Here is an 18,145-nt window from a genome sequence, read left to right as displayed (position 1 = left end):
TGTCCGGTAAAAAATGTACTTTTAGGCATAGTTTATTTTTGTTGTGTGGTAACTCCAAATCTAAAAACTATAGGGGGCTTCGGCCCCTTTTTTTATGCACTTTTTTTCGGTTTACCGGACAACACTGATTCATGGCTCGTGGTTCGCCTATCGGTATTTGGGGGGTATGCCTGCCTTTAAACTTTTCACTTTTAACTAACCAAAAGCCTTTTTCCAGTCTGCCTTTTGCCGCGCATACTCAGGATGCGCTTCTGCCTTTTTCCATATCTTATAGAACACCGCTGCGGCGGCAGCTTTCTCCGGATCGCCGGTGCCCCTTTCCAGAGGCAGGTAATCCTGCGACTTGTCGTACTTTTTACCGCCCTTGTAATTGGCATAACGCCGCGCCCGCGTGTAACCCATCTGCAAGTATTTCCTCGCCAGATCTGCACCAACAAACTCCCCATTTGCCAGATATGCCTCAAACATGGTATAGATCTTTTGACTGCTCTCTTCTGCGATGTCCTCAGTTTTAAAACGCCAGTACGCCCCGATCTCAGACTTGTAAGGCTCACAGATCAAAACTCCTTGTTCTCCCTTACCAACACGGTACCGCTCAGGATGCCGGCGGTAGTCCACATCCGGTTTCCATGGGTAAGAATTCAGATCAAAATTCAGGTAAGATGGCTGCTGTTGTTTCGGCATTCCGTTGCGTTGGCTTTGAGCCAAAACAGATAAAAGCAGGGCTTGTTTGCCGCTTCCCTGTGCTGAGGTGCTTAGCGGTCATGACTATAACTGAGTTGAACGGTCAGTAACCATGTATGTTACCTGAACCTGGGAAATGACCGCAATCAGCTTTTTCAATGCGCACTGTTTATTTTCCTGCCATTTTGTTTGCGCATCTTGCAACAACTAATAGTGCATGGCGTGCCGAAGGGTTTATAATAATATAATTTTATCCGAACAAACACGAGGTACAAATCGTTCGGAAAATAGTGAAGGAAATGCTTATTATTGGCCTGTTCCCGAAGAGCTGATGCGGCCAGCCTGTTATCCTGAGACCGTCAGCCTGCAACGCACCGGAACAACGATGGCTGCTTATTTTTTAATCTAAAAACTGCGATTTTGACAAAGAGTATATTCATTGCCTCATCAGAACCATACACCGGCAAGTCGGTAATTGCCCTCGGACTCGTGAACATGCTGCTTGGCCGGGCACAAAAGATCGCTTATTTCAAGCCCCTCGTTTCGCTGGCTGCCGGGCAACAGGCAGACAGTCACATCGAGACCATGCTCAGCCACTTCCAGTTACCGCAAAGTTACGCTGATGCCTGGGTGTTTACCCGGCAGGAGGCCATGCAATATGTTAAGGAACAGAAGCAGGGCAAAATGCTCGATACGATCATCAGTCGTTTCAAAACGCTCGAATCCGCGTCTGATTTCACTGTTGTGGAAGGCAGCGATTTCAGCGGGCAGGCAACCGCATTCGAGTTTGATATGAACCGGCTTATTGCCAAAAACCTGAATGTTCCGGTTGTACTGCTCGTTTCAGGTGAAAATAAAAGTACAGCAGATATTATCCAGGATGCCATCAACTTCTGGCAGGCGTACGATCTGCAGGACATTCAGGTCCTGGCCGTTATCGCCAACCGCGTTCAGCCGGCTCAGGCCGATGATGTGCGGCAACTGCTTGGCACACAGCTGCCGCAGGATGTACTGGCAGCTGTCATCCCGGCCGATCGTGCGCTGGAAAATCCGACGATAGGCGATATCTTCGAGACGCTTGGCGGCGAGATCCTGTTTGGTGAGGAGCAGCTTTCAAATTCGGTAGACAATTTTGTAACCGGAGCAATGCAGGTACCGCACTTTCTCAACTACCTTAAAGACAACGTGCTCATTGTAACGCCTGGCGACCGCGGCGATATTATAATCAGTTCACTTCAGGCGAACCTTTCTTCGAGTTATCCACGTGTTGCGGGGATTGTGCTCACGGCAGGTACGGTGCCCGAAGCGCCGGTTATGAGGCTTATTGAAGGTCTTCAAAACATCGTTCCGATCATGGCGGTGCCTACCGGAACGTTTGAGACAACCAATCAGATCGCCGGCATCCGCACCCGGATTAAGCCTGCTCACACCAAAAAAATCCAGCTGGCTATCGATACGTTTAACCGTTACATTGACCAGGATGCACTCGATAAAAAGATCGTCATGTACCACTCGGATGCCATGACACCACATATGTTCCAATACCAGCTTACACAGTGGGCCAGGCGCGAGAAAAAGACGATCGTACTTCCTGAAGGAAATGACGACCGGATCCTGCAGGCTGCCGCGCGACTGGTGGCACAGGACCTGGTTAAACTCACACTGCTCGGGGATCCGGCGGTCATAGCCGCTTCTGTGAAACGCCTCGGCGTCGATCTCGACCTGAACAGTATTACTATCATCGATCCGGTTCATGCCGCGGAGTACGAAGATTATGTGCAGACGCTCTATGAATTGCGCAAGAACAAAAATGTAACGCTTGAAATGGCCCGCGACCTGATGACAGACGTTTCCTATTTCGGCACGATGATGGTCTATAAACAGCACGCCGACGGGATGGTTTCCGGCGCCGTGCATACCACGCAGCATACCATCCGTCCGGCCTTACAGTTTATTAAAACCAGACCAGGCATTTCCACGGTATCATCAATCTTTTTTATGTGCCTGGCAGATCGTGTAGCGGTTTTTGGCGATTGCGCGGTAAACCCCAATCCAACAGCCGAAGAACTTGCAGAGATCGCTATATCGTCTGCAGACAATGGCAAACGCTTTGGCATCGAACCGCGTGTTGCCATGTTATCTTATTCATCAGGAAGCTCTGGCGCGGGCGAAGACGTGGAGAAAGTACGCCGGGCTACGCAGCTGGTCCGGGAACAGCGCCCTGATATCCAGGTTGAAGGCCCCATACAGTACGATGCAGCGGTTGATCCCGCCGTTGGCCGGCAGAAACTGCCGGGCTCGGAGGTTGCCGGACAGGCCAGCGTACTTATCTTTCCCGACCTGAACACCGGAAACAATACTTATAAGGCGGTTCAACGCGAAACAGGGGCGCTGGCTATCGGACCGATGCTGCAGGGACTGAATAAACCGGTCAATGACCTGAGCCGCGGCTGTACGGTCGATGATATTTTTAATACCGTGATTATCACTGCGATTCAAAGCCAGGATTAACTCTTTACCAATCTGTTTACATGTATATTTTAGTTATCAATTCGGGCAGCAGCTCTATCAAATACCAGCTTTTTCCTTCAGATTCAGATTTACCCGTGTCGAAGGGGCTGATTGAACGGATCGGCCTGTCAGGCAGTTTCCTTACACATACCTATAAACGGGGCAACGAAGAGACCGGCATCCGGCTCGAGGAGCCGATTTCCGATCATGCATCGGGAATGAGAAAAGTAGCTGAACTGCTTGTTCGTCCGGATATTGCTGTGCTTGAAGATCCGGAACAAATCACGTGTATAGGTCACCGCGTCGTGCATGGCGGGGAAACGCTGGCCGAAACCACGCTAATTACACCGGCGGTGAAACAAAAGATTGAGGACCTGTACCCGCTTGCCCCGCTGCATAACCCGGGGCATATAAAGGGTATTGAAGTAACACAGCAGATTTTTCCAGCCGCCACGCAGGTAGCGGTCTTTGATACCGCCTTTCATCAGAGCTTGCCTGAAAAGGCGTTCCGCTATGCGATTCCCGAACGGTTTTATGCAGAGGAGGGCGTACGCGTCTACGGGTTTCATGGCATCAGCCATCAGTACGTTTCAACAGAGGCTGCGCGCTACCTGGAAAATCCGCAGGCAAAGATCATTACCATTCACCTGGGCAATGGATGCAGCATGGCTGCAGTTCATGCCGGTCGTTGTATAGACACCAGCATGGGACTAACACCGTTGGACGGTCTGATCATGGGTACGCGAAGCGGTGCTATTGATGCTTCGGTGCTGATCTACCTGTCTGACCGTCTCGATATGTCTGCTGAGGCGCTTTCGAAACTCCTGAATAAAGAAAGCGGCATGCTCGGACTCACGGGTCATAGCGATATGCGTGACGTAGGCCGGCTGTACGAAGCGGGTGATCCCGCGGCACGCCTTGCCTATGAAATGTATGCCTACAGGATCAAAAAATATATAGGTGCTTATGCCGCTGCACTCAACGGACTGGACGCTATTGTTTTCACTGCCGGTGTAGGCGAGAATGATGCACTTGCGCGCGAACTCGTTTGTACGGGTCTTGATGTATTTGGCATCGGCATTGACAAAGAAAAAAACGTGCTGCGCGAGCCTGGAATCAGAAACCTGACGGCGGCAAACGCAAATACAACAGTCCTCGTTGTGCCCACTAACGAGGAGCTGGCAATAGCGCGGCAGTGCAGGGAAGTCGTCCATTAAGGAAACTGATGTTCACACTGTTCTGTTTTTGTCTTCGCCAGGTTGCCTCGGCCTTGTCTTCTGATACCTTTCCGACCTGACAGTTTAGACAGCGGCGCTAATGCTTTTGCATAGCGCGGTTGAAGGCGACAAGATAGCATACCGCTTTTAAATGGCTGCCTGCGGGCAGCTTAAAAACAGGTACCTCAATGTCTGCAGATTTCAACACCGCCCTGGCAGCTTTAAGAATCACATCGGCTGTACCGGGCGAGATCGGGAGTGAAACAACGGGGTAGTAATCTTTTTCAAGCCTCACCTTCTCGTCTGTAAGTACAAGTCCGAAGTCCCAATCGGTGCGTTTGATTCCGAATTCACTGGCGGTGCTGCTCAGCTCATATGCGTAGATCCGGGCTTGATGATCAGGATTTTGATTTGCCATTTGCCCTATTCTTTTTTGTTTGCAGTGGAGCAGTCGCTTCTGCAGACTTACCCGATTGATAATCTGACGGAGTCTTTTCCGTTTTAGATTTTGCCGTCTTTTTTTTGTCTCTGTTCATATGCGGTTATTTTATGTTTAGTTGTTTTTCAAGGCGCCTGATATTTGCGTCGACCAGGGTAACGTTCAGATCTGTATAGTGCTCCATTCTGTATGCCTTCAACGCATTGATGCCCGATTCTGCGATGGCCGTTAACTTGTCTATGTGACGCAGTGCTCCGGCCTTAGCCATCTCCATCGCCTCTACCTGGGTAGGGTAACCATAATACATGTTAGCTGCAGGCGGCAAGCTGTAGGCTGTACACCGGCCTAAGGCATCTTTGTGCGGCCCCGGCACGGAAATTTTATTGCTGAAAGCCACGGATTGTTTGAAGTCGTTTGAAGAAATGCGGCTTACCGCAGTGTCATTCAGAAACACCTGATAAAATATGCAAAAAGGGAGCTTTGTCATAATGGTCGGTTAAAATGAGCTTGAGAGCGTCAGAAACAACCGGACCAGAAGCTTGGAATACCAAATTGGTGAGCAGGCAGTGCCTTTTTAAGAATTAGTTAAATATACAACTATTTTTTCTAATAAAAGAATTAATTTAATTATTTGTCTAATTTTTTTATCGGCAGCTGGAAACGTGGGTTGGGTGTGAGCTGTGCGCGGGCGATAAAAAAGGAATCCCCAGATCTGCCGCCCGTAACAACATCAGCAGTCCGAGAAGAAGCGTAAGGGCGGGAAGCAGTTTGGGCATATTCAGCTTAAGCTTTTGCCTGAGCAGAGTTCCGGCACGCATCGCTGCAAGGGTGAGCGGCAGTGTGCCCAGGCCAAAGAATAACATGAACTGCCCGCCCGATTCAGGGTGACCGGTGTTTATCGCTGCGGCCAGTGCAGCATACACCATGCCGCAGGGGATAAGGCCGTTCAGCATACCGAGCAGAAAAGGCCCCCCCGGACTGTCCTGATAAGGTGCCAGCAGTTTAAAAAGCCCTGAGCCGGCCACAGCCTGAAGCCGCTGTATTTTCCCGAAGCGCAAACCGGCCAGGTTGAAGGTTCCGAAGAACAGCAGCAAGCAGCCGATGACCATGGCGACGTTTTTTTGTGCCGTGAAAACGGCAAAACCGCTCCCGAAAAAACCTGCTGCCATGCCCAGCAGCGTATACACGCTGATGCGCCCGGCCTGGTATTTCAAACCGAAAAGCCAACGGTTTTCACGATAAAATGCCAGCATCAGCGGTCCGCACATCGCCACGCAATGGAGGCTTGTTGCAAAACCTAGCAGCAAGGGAATAACCAGCCGGTCCATTACAACCTGAGTTTTTTTGAAAACGAATAAGAAGCTCCGTCTGAGTTCCAGTTTAGCTCCAGATCCCAGAGTCCGGATCGCAGGTTGTTTCGTGGTACAACGATCAGGTTTCCGCTGGTTGTGCTATCGGTAAACACTTTGTCCTGTCTCTTGTCTGATGGCCTGAGCAGCTTCAGTTCGTACCTTGCTGCAGTTTTCAGTCGGATCAGCAGCAGACTCTTTTCAATTCTGATTGACGGCTGCATTTGTTCATGCATCACCTTGTTCCGGGCCTCCAGTTTCCGGTCAAAGTTGATTCCCGCTTCGTAATAGTCGTCATCTACCAGGGTATCGCCATTGCGTTTTCCTAGCATGTAAAAGGACATAAGCAGGATAAACGTGATGAACAGCGCTCCTGCAGTTACTAATTTGTATCCCCAGTTCATATATCTTATTCTATTGGTGAAAAAAACTTGGTGCTGGCTGTCCCGACCAGCCTGCCATTAGTGTGTATACTGAAACTGACATCAGTCTTATATGAAGTAGATGCCCATTTTTTATCACGGATAAGGAAGAACGAAAAATTGGTCGTGGCTTCTTTGTCTATCAGCAGTTCCTTTTTTTGAATGTACTGTATGCGGTATCCGGCTGCGACCAAGAGCCTGATCGGTATTTTCCGGTTCGTTTTGTTAATCAGCGTGGCCGTGTACAGGTTGGACACACTTCCGTCTGGCCGAACCTGATACAGCGTTCCGCTGGCGCGGAGAATAGTCGCATCAACAGGTTGCCGCTGGTAAAGCATTGAACCGAATAATATGAGTCCTGCAACAACCACAGTGGCATAACCATACTGTTTAAGCAGCTGCGGTTTTGCTTTTCCTGTTTCCAGAAACCGGGCGTTATAAAAGCCGATCAGGTCAGGAGCCTTCTTTGTCTTAAGCATGACCGTGTTGCATACATCGATACAGGCTGTGCAGTTGATACACTCAAGCTGGGTGCCTTTGCGTATGTCAATACCGGTAGGGCAGACCTGCACGCACAGGGAACAATCCACGCAGTCTCCCGCGGGCATATCGGGCAGGCTCTTCTGGTGTTTGGCGCGTGGTTCTCCGCGTGCTGAATTATAGGCTACCACGAGACTGTCTTTATCAAGCAATACATTTTGAAGGCGGCCATATGGACAGATAACTGTGCAGACGGTTTCACGCAGGTACGAAAAAACGAAGTAAAATACCGATGTAAACAGCACTACAGCAGCAAAACCGCTAATGTGCACATGCATGGGTTCGCTCAAAATTTTTAACAGTTGATCACTGCCAATCACGTAGGCAAGAAAAATGTTGGCAATCAAAAAGGACACGGCGAAAAACAACACATGTTTTGCTGCCTTTTTGCTGAACTTGACACGATTCCAGGACTGGCTGTCCAGTTTTTTTTGCGCAGCGGCGTCCCCTTCAATCCAGTATTCGATACGGCGGAAGACCATCTCCATAAAAATCGTTTGCGGACAGGCCCATCCGCACCACAATCTTCCAAATCGCAGCGTAAAGAGCACCACAAAGAGGATAAACAGAAGCATGGCAAAAGCGGCGAGATAGAAATCCTGCGGGGTAAAGATCAACCCGAAGAAGACAAACTTACGCTCCAGAACATTAAGCAACACGAGCTGTTCGCCTTTGAAACGTAAGAATGGAGAGACTGCGAGCAAACCAAGCAGGAAAGCGGCAACAATACCGCGGCGGCGAAATAGAGGTCCTGAGGCGCGTTTGGGGTATATAAACTGTCTGCTTAAGATCTGCATGGTGCTATTGTCTGATTACGGTGCCGGCGCGGCCGGTATGGCGGCAAACTTTTCTCCCTGAGGTTCTTTCGCCCCCGGCGGATTCGTGCCGCTGAGGCTTAAAATGTAATTGGAGACCTCGGCAATCTGTTTCGGACTCAGCGTTTTCTCCCAGCTTACCATGCCCTTTTCAGGTACACCGTACTTGATGGTTTTGAAGACATGGTTAATGTCTCCGCCATGGAGCCAGTATTCATCTGTCAGGTTTGGTCCAATCAGCCCCTGGCCTTTGTCGCCATGGCAAACCGCACAGTTTTCGGCGAAAATGTTACGTCCAGATGTGATCGTTGTCGGGTTTGGATCCTGTTTTACAGAATTTTCATCGATTGCGTTTGCGGCCGTTGCCAGGTACAATTCTTTAGCTTTTGCAGCTTCTGCCATTTCAACCCGGTATTCATCATCCTGCCTGAGGCCGGGGCCGAGGTGGTTGTAAAACATATAGATGACGCCGATGACAATCGTTCCATAAAATAGTACATTGAACCATTTCGGAACCGGGTTGTCAAGCTCATAAATCTCGTCGTAAGCATGCTCAAGCATGTAATCTTTTTCGCCCGATACGGGCTTAAGCTCAAGGATTTTTTCCAGCCAGCCACGTTTCTGCCTCCGCTGTTTCTTCCAGTCGAGGTAGGGCAGGGCTGCCTCCTTGTCGAATGCCGTGTAGGGCCGGGGCGACACCTGTTCGCGCGCCAGCGCTTCGAAAGCGCGCGCAAGAACAATCGCTGCAGCCAGCAGCACGACAGAAAAAATAACCAGGATCAGGACAATCGTTTCAGTATGGGTTAAGCCAAGCAGACTGGGCTCAGCTGCGGCTTTCAGGGGTACTGCCTCCGTTGCTGCAGGTGCAAGTAAAAGGACCAGGTTATGCATGTTCGTCATCGGTTTCGTTAAGCGGTAATTGTCTCATTTGCTCGGTTCTCTCTTTTGATGTTTTGATCAGGTAGATGGCTACCAGTACAAAGAAGGCTACGAATACAAGGAGAGAAAATATCATGTAATTTTCGTCTCCGTCCAGGTTTTTGATCTGTTTAAACATGGCTTACTGGTTTGATGGAATAGAATCCTGGTTAAGTTTGATGTCGGTGCCCAGACGCTGCAGGTAGGCAATGATGGCGATGATCTCGCGGTCGGGAGCGACTTTGATGTTGTTCTGTTTTAAGTCGGCGGCAATGCCGGCCGCCTGTTTCGCGAGGTCATGGTTTGCAGCTCCCGGAAAATCCGCAGGGTAGGGAACCCCAAGGCTGCGCATGGCTTTAATCTTCGCTGCAGTCGTGGTGGTGTCCAGCTTCTGTGTAATTAACCATGAGTACGGGGGCATAATGCTTCCCGGCGACATAGATGCCGGATCGAACATGTGGTTGTAGTGCCAGGCGTTTGAATACTTGCCGCCAACACGATGCAGGTCCGGACCGGTCCGCTTGCTGCCCCACAGGAACGGATGGTCGTAAACGTATTCGCCGGCTTTGCTGTACTCCCCGTAACGTTCAGTTTCAGACCGGAAAGGCCTTACTGTTTGGGTGTGGCAATTCACACAGCCTTCGCGGATGTAAATGTCCCGCCCCTGCAGCTCGAGTGCAGAGTAAGGTTTTACGGCTGAAATAGTTGGTACATTGGCTTGTATCGTGAATGTAGGCATCATTTCTACCATGCCGCCGATCAGAATGGCAATGAGTGCCAGCACCATAAATTTCATCGGTTTGCGCTCCAGAATGCGGTGCCAGCTTTCGCCGGCGCGGCTGGTGGCGAAGCTCTTGTCAATGCTTATGGCCTCTGCTTCCTCATTCGCTACCAGTTTACCCTGACGCATCGTTTTTGCCAGGTTGTAGGTCATTACAATCACGCCCGCCAGGTAACAGGCGCCGCCAACAGCCCTGAAAATATGCATGGGGATAATCTGAAGCGTGGTAGCCAGGAAATTGGGATATTTAAGCAAGCCCTCAGCGGTAAATTCCTTCCACATCAGGCCCTGTGTAAATCCGGCCCAGTACATTGGAATGGCGTAAAGCAAGATGCCTGCCGTCCCGATCCAGAAGTGAAATGAAGCCATCCTGGATGAGTAAAGTTTGGTCTTATAGATTCTCGGGATCAGCCAGTACAGTACACCGAATGTCAGGAAGCCGTTCCAGCCCAGCGCACCCACGTGCACATGCGCAACGATCCAGTCGGTAAAATGCGCAATCCCGTTGATCTGTTTGATGGAGAGCATTGGCCCTTCAAAAGTGGCCATACCATAACTGGTCAGCGCCACTACCATAAATTTGAGCGTAACGTCATCCCGCACTTTGTCCCAGGCGCCGCGCAGCGTGAGCAGACCGTTTATCATACCACCCCAGCTCGGCGCGATGAGCATAATAGAGAAAACGACACCGAGCGACTGCGCCCAGCCCGGCAGTGATGTATAGAGCAAATGGTGGGGGCCGGCCCAGATGTAGATAAAGATGAGCGACCAGAAATGCAGGATACTGAGCTTATAAGAATATACCGGCCGGTTGGCCATTTTTGGCAGGAAGTAGTACATCATGCCGAGGTACGGTGTGGTCAGGAAAAATGCCACAGCGTTATGCCCGTACCACCATTGTACCAGGGCATCCTGAACGCCGGCATAAGCATAATAACTTTTAAGAAAGGAGACGGGAAGCTCAAAAGAGTTCACAATATGAAGCACCGCAATCGTTACGAATGTGGCAATGTAAAACCAGATTGCTACATACAAATGCGTTTCGCGCCTTTTGATGATGGTACCAAACATGTTGATACCGAATACAACCCAGATTACGGTAATAGCAATATCAATGGGCCACTCGAGCTCTGCATATTCATGAGAGGTTGTAAAGCCAAGGGGAAGCGTAGCAACCGCTGAGAGGATGATAAGCTGCCAGCCCCAGAAATGTATTTTGCTCAGCACGTCACTGAACATCCGGGCTTTCAGCAGCCGCTGAAGCGAATAATAAACACCCATAAATATGGCGTTTCCTACAAAAGCAAAGATTACCGCATTGGTGTGCAGCGGCCGGATGCGTCCAAAAGTTGTGTATTGACTGCCCATGTTGAGGGCGGGTTTGAACAGCTGCATCGCTGCCAGGAGTCCGACGGTCATTCCAATAATGCCCCAGACCAGTGTAGCAATACCGAAGTTTCTGACGATCCGGTTGTCGTATTTAAATTTTTCGAGTTGCATATAAAAATATTTGTTGGCTTACCCTGCAAATCTATCCCGAAGGTGCGGCGCAGCGGCTGACGGTAGTTATACTCAAACCTGATCTTCGTCAGTTTTTTTCAGGTCGTCATCAAGCAGGATGCGGATGGCCGGTGTACAGGTATCTTCATGCTGCCCTGTCTTGCTGGCCCAGAAAAAGGCCAGTAGAAAAATGACCGCCATCAACAGGCTGCAGCCGACCAGGAAGTATAAAATGTTCATATGGAAAGTCCTAGCTTACGTGCACAGATCCTGACAGCCAGGCTGGTAAAAATGATAATGGTTAGTGTGCTCAGCGGCATCAGCACGGCGGCAACAAGCGGATATAAGGTGCCTTGCAAGGCGAAGTATAATCCCACGCAGTTATACAGCGAAGAAATGACAAAACTCATTCTGATGATGCGTGAGGCATCTGCCGCCAGTCTGATAAATTGCGGCAGGCGATCAAGCGCCTCTGCCCTGATGATGGCATGGCATCCCGGAGAAAATGAATTTACATCTTCCGTTACCGCGATACCAAAGTCACTTTGTCTGAGGGCCCCGGCATCGTTCAGCCCGTCACCGAGCATCATCACTTTTTTTCCGCGTTGCTGAAGCGCAGCAATATAATCTTGTTTATCATGCGGGGAAGCCTGGAAGCGCATCACAGTTCCTGCAGGAAGAAGTTTCTGCAGCTCCTGCTGGTCGCGGCTTGTATCCCCCGACAATACGTGGAGACCGCGCCCATTTTTCAGCGCATTCGTTAGGCTGCTGATGTCTGCCCGCCAATCGGGCGAAAAACGAAAGCCGCCTTTATATATCCCGTCTATCAGGATTTGCGTCTGGTCAGATTGCTGCGTAGCATCCGTGCCAAATACCCATGCGGTATTGCCGATAGCTACTTCATGACCGTTTACCGTTCCGCTGATACCCATTCCCGGAACTTCTTTATACGCTGTAACCTCCGTTTTTTTGCCGGCGGGGATGTGGCTGTGAAGGTAACGGCTAACCGGGTGCAGCGAACAGGCTGCCAGTGCGCTGATCCATCCGGTCTCGGCAGCAGTAAGCGGCTGAGAAAATGACAGCTTTTGACCACGTCCGGTGGTCAGTGTCCCGGTTTTATCAAAGACGACCTCGCTGCACTTCGCAAGCTGTTCGGCTGTATCGGTGCTTTTCAGATAGAAACCATGTTTATCAAAAACTGCAAGGACTGCTGACAGCGTAAAAGGCGTACTGAGTGCCAGTACGCATGGACAAGCGACTATGATTACCGCCGTAAGTGCTGCCCAGGCCCGGCCGGCATCGCCGGCCGCATACCAGAAGATACCCGAGCATGCAGCAAGTACGACCACGACAATACTGAATGCGGCTGCAATGCGATCGTTGAAACTGCGCGCCATTTTTCCTGAAGGAAGGCGTGCATCATTCCAGAGACTCATTAAATAACTGAGCTGTACCGGCTTAACGATTTCGAGCTCAATAGGTCCTGCGGTTTGGCGGGAACCGGCATATACGACCGCGCCGGCGGCTCTCTGAACCGGAGCTGATTCGCCGGTAACAAAACTCATATCAAGGAAGGCCTCGCCCGTAAGCAGCACGGCATCTGCCGGAACCAGCTCACCACTGCGAATGCGGATGCGATCGCCCGTTTGCAGGTCGCTCACTGCCTTTACATTTTCTTCATCGCCCGAAAGGGTGGTGACCGCCAGGGGGAAATAAGAACGGTAGTCCCTGTTAAAGGACAGATGCCTGTAACTTCGCTGCCGCGTATAACGACCCATCAGCAGCAGGAAAATCAGACCGGTCAGTGTATCAGCGAAACCCGGTCCGGTTGCTGTTATAATTTCGAATACCGTGCGCAGGAAGAGGGTCAGGATGATCAGCGCGAGCGGGGTATCCAGGTTTACCTGTTTTTGCCTGATCCCCGCAAGAGCTGAGGTGAAGAAGTCCCGGCCGCAGTAAAAGACAACGGCAAAGCTCAGCGCCAGGTTAAGGTAACTGAACATGATTTTCAGATTACCCTCGAACGGAGACAGTCCGAAATATTCCGGAAAACTGAAGAGCATCACATTGCCCATGCAGAAGCCCGCAAAAGCGATCTTCCTGATCAGTTTATCGTCTGTTTTCTGGTTATTTTCTTTCACTACATCCTGCAGGTTTACCAGTGGCGGATACCCTACAGATTCCAGGAGGTCAATAATTTTCTTCAGGCTCGTCCGGTGATGATTGAACGTGATCTTTATTTCGCGTTTCAGGAAATCGGTCCTGGCATGCAGGATTCCAGCATCCAGCCGGTGCAAACCCTCCAGCAACCAGATGCAGGAGCTGCAGTGAATACCGGGAATAAAGAGCGTTACTTTGCTCTGTTTTTCGTCCTGGTAGTCAAGCAGGCGGGCGGCAATTTTTTCATCGGAGAGATACGCGGCAGATTCGCCCGACCGGCGGTTCTTACCCGGTGCGGTATTGAAAGCGTAATAACTGCATAACTGGTTTGACTGGAGCAATTCATATACACTCTGGCAGCCCTGGCAGCAAAACAGCTTGCCATCGTTCTGAAAATCATGACCGGCAACGTCCTGCCCGCAATGGTAGCAGGTTTCTGTTTCTATTGTATGTGCCATGTTAAACCGCTTTGCTGAACCGTTCGGTATCCTGCTGCGCCCCGTGCAGATAGGGGTCGAGGACAGCGCATATATTTCGTAGAAAGAGGCGGCCTGCCGCCTGTACTTCGAGCACATTGTCCTGGAAACGGACGAGGCCGTCAGCCTCGAGATCTGAAATGGCAGGTGCAAGTGACGCCGATTGCAGGTTGTTCAATTTCGTTACACCCTGACACATCAGCTCCATGATTTGCCGGCGCAGGTAAAGGTCCTGCTTATCCTGCAGGTGTCCCTTTTCTGTGGGCAGGGTGCCTGCCGCCAAACTATCCTGGTAGGCGGCTACAGCTTTCTCATTCTGTGCAAAGGCTGTAGGCGTCTCGCTGATGGCAGAGGCACCAAGTCCGATGAGGATCTTATTGTCCTGCAGCGTATACCCCATAAAATTGCGGTGCAGCCTGGCATGATCAAGCAGGGCATCACCCGGCAGGGCAAAATGGTCCATACCAATATCCCGGTACCCGGCCTCAAGGAACATTTCGCGCCCGGCCAGCTGCAGTGCTATTTTCGCCGCGCCATCGGGCAGGTCGGCACTTGTGTACCGGCGCTGTCCCGGTTTCTTCCAGGGTACGTGCGCGTAACTGTAGAAGGCGATCCGGTCCGGCCGCATGGCTATAATCTCACCGATTGTTTTTTTGAGTCCTTCGCGTGTTTGTCCCGGCAAACCGTACACGAGGTCGAAATTTACCGACGTATAACCCAATTCCCTTGCGCGAAGGGTAAGGCGCTGAACCTGTTCGGGTGTCTGAAATCTGTTGATCAGGTACTCAACACGCGGGTCAAAATCCTGGATACCTATACTGAAGCGGGAAAAGCCGAAGCTGTGCAGGATTCTAAGATGTTCATCGCTTGTATTCAGCGGGTGCCCTTCAAAAGAAAAAGCTTCCCTGGCTGCCCTGGGTTCAGGACCCAAAACCGTTCTCAAAAATGAAGCGAGATTTTCGGGTGCAAAAAAGGTCGGTGTTCCGCCCCCCAGATGCAATTCGGTAATCTGTGGCCTTTTGCCCAACAGGGAGCAATATAAGTTCCATTCGGCGGTCAGCGCCTCCAGATAGGGTCTTTCAACCTGATGATTGCGTGTTATATGCGTATTGCAGGCACAGTAGGTGCACAGTTTTTCGCAAAAAGGAAGATGCACGTACAGGCTGACGGGTTGTTCCGGGTCAGCGGCATACGTTTCTGAAACGTTTTTATACCATTGTTCTTTTGTGAACTTATCCGTTTTCCAGAACGGCATGGCAGGGTAACTTGTGTAACGGGGTACCGGGCGGTTGTATTTATCAAGCAAAGCTAAGGTCTTCATGCTGGTTTTCTTTTCGTTTATCAATGGCACAGTTGTTTGCGCAACAGCATGCTTTCCCCACACATTTCCCCGCCGCCCATTGATCTAGGTTTTTTACCACGCCAAGCATCCGGGCAGATTTATCAAGGGTATCTGCCATCGGCACATTGGCAATTTTGAATCCGAGTCGTCCGGCGGCGGCCAGGTCAATATTTCCTACCTGTTGGGTTGCCGAAGCGAGATATTTCAGACCATTCAGTCGCAGTCCCTCGAGCAGGGCCTCGTTCAAAGGTTCGTTGTTCAGAAGAACCAATACATCTTTGCCCTGTGCAAATGCCAGGGTCTGCTCAGACAGGTTGTTTGTTATAAAGGTTACATCATGTTTCTTCTGGTTAGCCTGAACCAAAAGCTCTTTATCTTCGGCCGTAACCTGGTAGGAAATAACTTTCATATTTGTTTTTTTTTCAAAATTACTGCGATCAACCGGCCTGGCTGTTGCCGGTCGTCAGTCAAAAAACTGATCGTGGTCAGCAAAAGCGATTCACTTTTGTCCGGGGAAAGTTTTGCGAAAGCCTATAGTTCTTTGGTTTCCAATAAATGTGGGGCTGCGGTATCGAAGCGCTCACCGCCGCGGGGGCTCCTTCTTTTTGGCGAAAAAAAAGCAACCTGAGGCATAGCCGAAAGCGTTCGTATACATGCTTAGCAATACTTGTCGGGCCTCATGTAAAAAACTGATCACCGTCAGTTTTTCCGGAATCACAATTGCGATGTTTGTGCGATAATGGTAATTTTCACGAATGAAAGACAAAAGCCTGCTGAATGCTATCATCGAAAACGCAATTGACGGAATAATTACGATCTCCGACCGCGGCATCGTTGAGTCGATTAATCCCGCAGCATGCAGGCTTTTTCTCTATGATGAGTCTGAAGTCATTGGCCATAATATATCCATGCTTATGCCGCCGCCAGACCGCGAACAGCATGACGGTTACCTGGATAGTTATCACCGCACGGGCAAAGCACATATTATCGGTATTGGCCGCGAAGTTCACGGACTCAGAAAGGATGGATCGGTATTTCCCTTCAGGCTTGCCGTAAGCAAGGTTGAATATTCCGGCCGTGTTATTTACACCGGCTTTGTTCATGACCTGAGCAAAGAAAAAGAAGCTGAAGAGCGGCTGCGGGAATACGCACTCAACCTGGAAGACCAGGTGAACGACCGCACGCGATCACTAAAAAATACCATTGATGCGCTCGAGGCCGCCCGCCTTGAAGCAAACCAGTCGCTCGAAAAAGAAAAGGAGCTGAACCAGCTGAAAACGCGTTTTGTTTCCATGGCATCGCATGAATTCCGTACACCGTTGAGTGCGGTGCAGCTTTCTGCGGTACTGATTGAACGGTATGCCGCGCAGTTTGACAATCCCAACATAACCAAACACCTTGGCAAGATCAAAAATTCGGTGCAAAGCCTGACGGGAATCCTGAACGATTTTCTGTCGCTCGAGAGGCTTGAAACCGGCCGGGTAGAGCCTGAATACAGTGCTTTTGATATTGTTAAATTTTCCGAAGAAGTAACCGAAGAAATGCAGCTGCTGGCCAAACAGAATCAACATATAATTTACGAGCATACCGGCATTAATAGTGAGGTAAATACCGACAGTAAGATCCTCAAATACTGCGTTGTCAACCTGATCGGCAACGCGATTAAATACTCAGGCGAGAATACCTACATTGAATACAGTACCGAGATAAGAGACAGCCAACTGGTGCTGCATGTAAAAGACAACGGCATCGGCATACCAGAAAGCGACCAGAAACATTTGTTTGAAGCATTTTTTCGTGCACATAATACCGGAAGCATCCCCGGAACAGGCCTTGGTCTGAACATCGTTACCCGGTACGTAGGCTTACTGAACGGCGGCATTACATTCGAAAGTACAGTGAATCGCGGCACCTCTTTTACCATCACGTTACCATTAAAACATGAAGACCATCCTGATCATTGAAGACAACGAAGACATTCGCGAAGGGACCGCAGAAATCCTCGAACTTTCGGGCTACCAGCCGATTGTGGCATGCAATGGCCGCGAAGGTGTAGAGAAGGCCATTGCGCATAAACCTGACCTGATTCTGTGCGACATCATGATGCCGGAACTTGACGGGTATGGGGTTTTATACCTGCTCGGGAGAAATCCGGAAACGACCGACATACCGTTTATCTTTCTGACCGCCAAAGCAGACCGCCTCGACTTCAGAAAGGGGATGGAGATGGGCGCAGACGATTACCTGACCAAGCCGTTTCTTGATATGGAACTGCTCAGCGCGATAGAAAGCCGGCTTAGCAAAAAAGAACGCCAGCAAGCCTATAAAGGCGGAACACTTGAACACCTGCAGCACATCAGTTCGGCTAACGGCAAGGGCATGAAAGCACTTCGCGATATGATTGCCCAGCGTAAGGTTAGACACCTGAAGAAAAAGCAGGTTCTTTATTATGCTGGCGACCAGCCGCTGGGTATCTACCTGATTTTGGAGGGAACGGTCAAGACCTCGAAAATTGCCGACGACGGGCGGGAGCTGACTACCGGCATGTATGGGGCAGACGAGATTCTGGGCATAGACTCCCTGCTTGTCAACGAACCCTTTTCAGACACCGGCGAAGCGCTCGAACCAACATCGGTCTGCCTGCTTCCCAAAGACGAGGTCATTTCGTTGTTAAATAAATATCCGGATGTAGGGCACCAGTTTTTGAAGATCCTGTCGAAGGATATCCACGAGAAAGCGCAGCAGCTGCTTGAGCTGGCTTATAATTCCGTGCGGAAAAGGCTGGCCCAAGTGCTCATCAGGCTGGCGGCACAATACGAACCAGGAACTGCTTTCCGCATATCGCGTGAGGAGCTCGGTTCGCTGGCCGGCATGGCTACAGAAACGGTGAGCAGAACGCTGACTGATTTTGTCGAGGAGGGATTAGTCGGTAAAACCGGTACAGCCTTACAAATTCTCTCACCCGAGCGCCTTCAGAAAATGAAGAACTAG

The 18,145-nt window shown here is 50.3% G+C and carries 18 protein-coding genes; 5 read left to right on the top strand and 13 right to left on the bottom strand.

What is annotated here, in order from left to right; genetic code table 11:
* Nucleotides 1-180 (top strand): hypothetical protein (locus EJV45_RS19565; RefSeq protein ID WP_205942371.1); only part of this gene is annotated, 180 nt, incomplete at its 5' end.
* Between the two features lie 15 nt (nt 181-195).
* Here the strand turns inward: EJV45_RS19565 and EJV45_RS11930 are convergent.
* Nucleotides 196-684: a DUF4385 domain-containing protein gene (locus tag EJV45_RS11930; RefSeq protein WP_129715900.1), complete on the bottom strand. Its 489-nt coding sequence runs from the start codon at nt 682-684 to the stop codon at nt 196-198.
* 420 nt (nt 685-1,104) lie between these two features.
* Here EJV45_RS11930 and pta point away from each other — a divergent pair, with 420 nt between their 5' ends.
* Nucleotides 1,105-3,195 (top strand): phosphate acetyltransferase, encoded by a 2,091-nt coding sequence (gene pta, locus EJV45_RS11925; RefSeq protein ID WP_129715899.1) that lies wholly within the window; start codon nt 1,105-1,107, stop codon nt 3,193-3,195.
* Between the two features lie 20 nt (nt 3,196-3,215).
* Nucleotides 3,216-4,412, top strand: coding sequence for an acetate/propionate family kinase (locus tag EJV45_RS11920; RefSeq protein ID WP_129715898.1), 1,197 nt, complete (start codon nt 3,216-3,218; stop codon nt 4,410-4,412).
* A gap of 97 nt (nt 4,413-4,509) precedes the next feature.
* On the opposite strand, the gene EJV45_RS11915 is transcribed toward EJV45_RS11920, so the two are convergent.
* From EJV45_RS11915 to EJV45_RS11865, 12 genes are all read right to left on the bottom strand, one after another.
* Nucleotides 4,510-4,830, bottom strand: a complete 321-nt coding sequence (locus tag EJV45_RS11915) for a hypothetical protein (protein WP_129715897.1) — start codon at nt 4,828-4,830, stop codon at nt 4,510-4,512.
* A gap of 124 nt (nt 4,831-4,954) precedes the next feature.
* A complete protein-coding gene (locus tag EJV45_RS11910) occupies nt 4,955-5,338 on the bottom strand; it encodes a hypothetical protein (protein ID WP_129715896.1) in 384 nt (127 codons plus the stop codon).
* A gap of 157 nt (nt 5,339-5,495) precedes the next feature.
* A complete protein-coding gene (locus EJV45_RS11905; RefSeq protein ID WP_129715895.1) occupies nt 5,496-6,179 on the bottom strand; it encodes a sulfite exporter TauE/SafE family protein in 684 nt (227 codons plus the stop codon).
* On the bottom strand, nt 6,179-6,604 hold the full coding sequence (locus EJV45_RS11900; RefSeq protein ID WP_129715894.1) for a FixH family protein: 426 nt from the start codon (nt 6,602-6,604) through the stop codon (nt 6,179-6,181). The genes EJV45_RS11905 and EJV45_RS11900 overlap by 1 nt, the downstream gene beginning before the upstream one ends.
* A gap of 5 nt (nt 6,605-6,609) precedes the next feature.
* Nucleotides 6,610-7,959, bottom strand: a complete 1,350-nt coding sequence (gene ccoG, locus EJV45_RS11895) for a cytochrome c oxidase accessory protein CcoG (RefSeq protein ID WP_129715893.1) — start codon at nt 7,957-7,959, stop codon at nt 6,610-6,612.
* Nucleotides 7,960-7,974: 15 nt separating this feature from the next.
* Nucleotides 7,975-8,877 carry a cbb3-type cytochrome c oxidase N-terminal domain-containing protein gene (locus tag EJV45_RS19655; protein WP_240755270.1) on the bottom strand — a complete coding sequence of 301 codons (903 nt, stop codon included), beginning with the start codon at nt 8,875-8,877 and terminating at the stop codon, nt 7,975-7,977.
* Nucleotides 8,861-9,034: a hypothetical protein gene (locus tag EJV45_RS19490; protein ID WP_165305049.1), complete on the bottom strand. Its 174-nt coding sequence runs from the start codon at nt 9,032-9,034 to the stop codon at nt 8,861-8,863. Before EJV45_RS19490 ends, EJV45_RS19655 begins: the two co-directional genes overlap by 17 nt.
* A gap of 3 nt (nt 9,035-9,037) precedes the next feature.
* Entirely contained in the window at nt 9,038-11,176 is a 2,139-nt protein-coding gene (gene ccoN, locus EJV45_RS11885; RefSeq protein WP_129715892.1) for a cytochrome-c oxidase, cbb3-type subunit I, read from the bottom strand.
* Between the two features lie 72 nt (nt 11,177-11,248).
* Nucleotides 11,249-11,416, bottom strand: a complete 168-nt coding sequence (ccoS, locus tag EJV45_RS11880; RefSeq protein ID WP_129715891.1) for a cbb3-type cytochrome oxidase assembly protein CcoS — start codon at nt 11,414-11,416, stop codon at nt 11,249-11,251.
* Entirely contained in the window at nt 11,413-13,794 is a 2,382-nt protein-coding gene (locus EJV45_RS11875; RefSeq protein ID WP_129715890.1) for a heavy metal translocating P-type ATPase metal-binding domain-containing protein, read from the bottom strand. The genes ccoS and EJV45_RS11875 overlap by 4 nt, the downstream gene beginning before the upstream one ends.
* Before the next feature lies 1 nt (nt 13,795).
* Complete coding sequence (gene hemN / locus EJV45_RS11870) at nt 13,796-15,133, bottom strand: oxygen-independent coproporphyrinogen III oxidase (RefSeq protein ID WP_129715889.1); 1,338 nt, start codon at nt 15,131-15,133, stop codon at nt 13,796-13,798.
* A complete protein-coding gene (locus tag EJV45_RS11865) occupies nt 15,111-15,563 on the bottom strand; it encodes a hypothetical protein (protein WP_129715888.1) in 453 nt (150 codons plus the stop codon). Before EJV45_RS11865 ends, hemN begins: the two co-directional genes overlap by 23 nt.
* Nucleotides 15,564-15,909: 346 nt before the next feature.
* Here EJV45_RS11865 and EJV45_RS11860 point away from each other — a divergent pair, with 346 nt between their 5' ends.
* Together EJV45_RS11860 and EJV45_RS11855 are read left to right on the top strand one after the other, a co-directional pair.
* Entirely contained in the window at nt 15,910-17,118 is a 1,209-nt protein-coding gene (locus EJV45_RS11860; protein WP_129715887.1) for a PAS domain-containing sensor histidine kinase, read from the top strand.
* A complete protein-coding gene (locus EJV45_RS11855; protein ID WP_129715886.1) occupies nt 17,096-18,145 on the top strand; it encodes a response regulator in 1,050 nt (349 codons plus the stop codon). Before EJV45_RS11860 ends, EJV45_RS11855 begins: the two co-directional genes overlap by 23 nt.

Origin of the sequence: Pedobacter sp. SYP-B3415, from assembly GCF_004138205.1 — a bacterium.
In the GTDB taxonomy this organism is placed as follows: Bacteria; Bacteroidota; Bacteroidia; order Sphingobacteriales; family Sphingobacteriaceae; genus Pedobacter.
This window is presented reverse-complemented; position numbering and strand designations above follow the sequence as displayed.

Coding starts and splice junctions, on each gene's coding strand:
- EJV45_RS11855 (WP_129715886.1), top strand. CDS start 17,096: ATGAAGACCATCCTGATCATTGAAGACAACGAAGACATTCGCGAAGGG.
- EJV45_RS11930 (WP_129715900.1), bottom strand. CDS start 684: ATGCCGAAACAACAGCAGCCATCTTACCTGAATTTTGATCTGAATTCT.
- EJV45_RS11920 (WP_129715898.1), top strand. CDS start 3,216: ATGTATATTTTAGTTATCAATTCGGGCAGCAGCTCTATCAAATACCAG.
- EJV45_RS11910 (WP_129715896.1), bottom strand. CDS start 5,338: ATGACAAAGCTCCCTTTTTGCATATTTTATCAGGTGTTTCTGAATGAC.
- EJV45_RS11900 (WP_129715894.1), bottom strand. CDS start 6,604: ATGAACTGGGGATACAAATTAGTAACTGCAGGAGCGCTGTTCATCACG.
- EJV45_RS19655 (WP_240755270.1), bottom strand. CDS start 8,877: ATGACGAACATGCATAACCTGGTCCTTTTACTTGCACCTGCAGCAACG.
- ccoG (WP_129715893.1), bottom strand. CDS start 7,959: ATGCAGATCTTAAGCAGACAGTTTATATACCCCAAACGCGCCTCAGGA.
- ccoS (WP_129715891.1), bottom strand. CDS start 11,416: ATGAACATTTTATACTTCCTGGTCGGCTGCAGCCTGTTGATGGCGGTC.
- EJV45_RS11915 (WP_129715897.1), bottom strand. CDS start 4,830: ATGGCAAATCAAAATCCTGATCATCAAGCCCGGATCTACGCATATGAG.
- EJV45_RS11875 (WP_129715890.1), bottom strand. CDS start 13,794: ATGGCACATACAATAGAAACAGAAACCTGCTACCATTGCGGGCAGGAC.
- ccoN (WP_129715892.1), bottom strand. CDS start 11,176: ATGCAACTCGAAAAATTTAAATACGACAACCGGATCGTCAGAAACTTC.
- hemN (WP_129715889.1), bottom strand. CDS start 15,133: ATGAAGACCTTAGCTTTGCTTGATAAATACAACCGCCCGGTACCCCGT.
- EJV45_RS11860 (WP_129715887.1), top strand. CDS start 15,910: ATGAAAGACAAAAGCCTGCTGAATGCTATCATCGAAAACGCAATTGAC.
- EJV45_RS19490 (WP_165305049.1), bottom strand. CDS start 9,034: ATGTTTAAACAGATCAAAAACCTGGACGGAGACGAAAATTACATGATA.
- EJV45_RS11905 (WP_129715895.1), bottom strand. CDS start 6,179: ATGGACCGGCTGGTTATTCCCTTGCTGCTAGGTTTTGCAACAAGCCTC.
- EJV45_RS11865 (WP_129715888.1), bottom strand. CDS start 15,563: ATGAAAGTTATTTCCTACCAGGTTACGGCCGAAGATAAAGAGCTTTTG.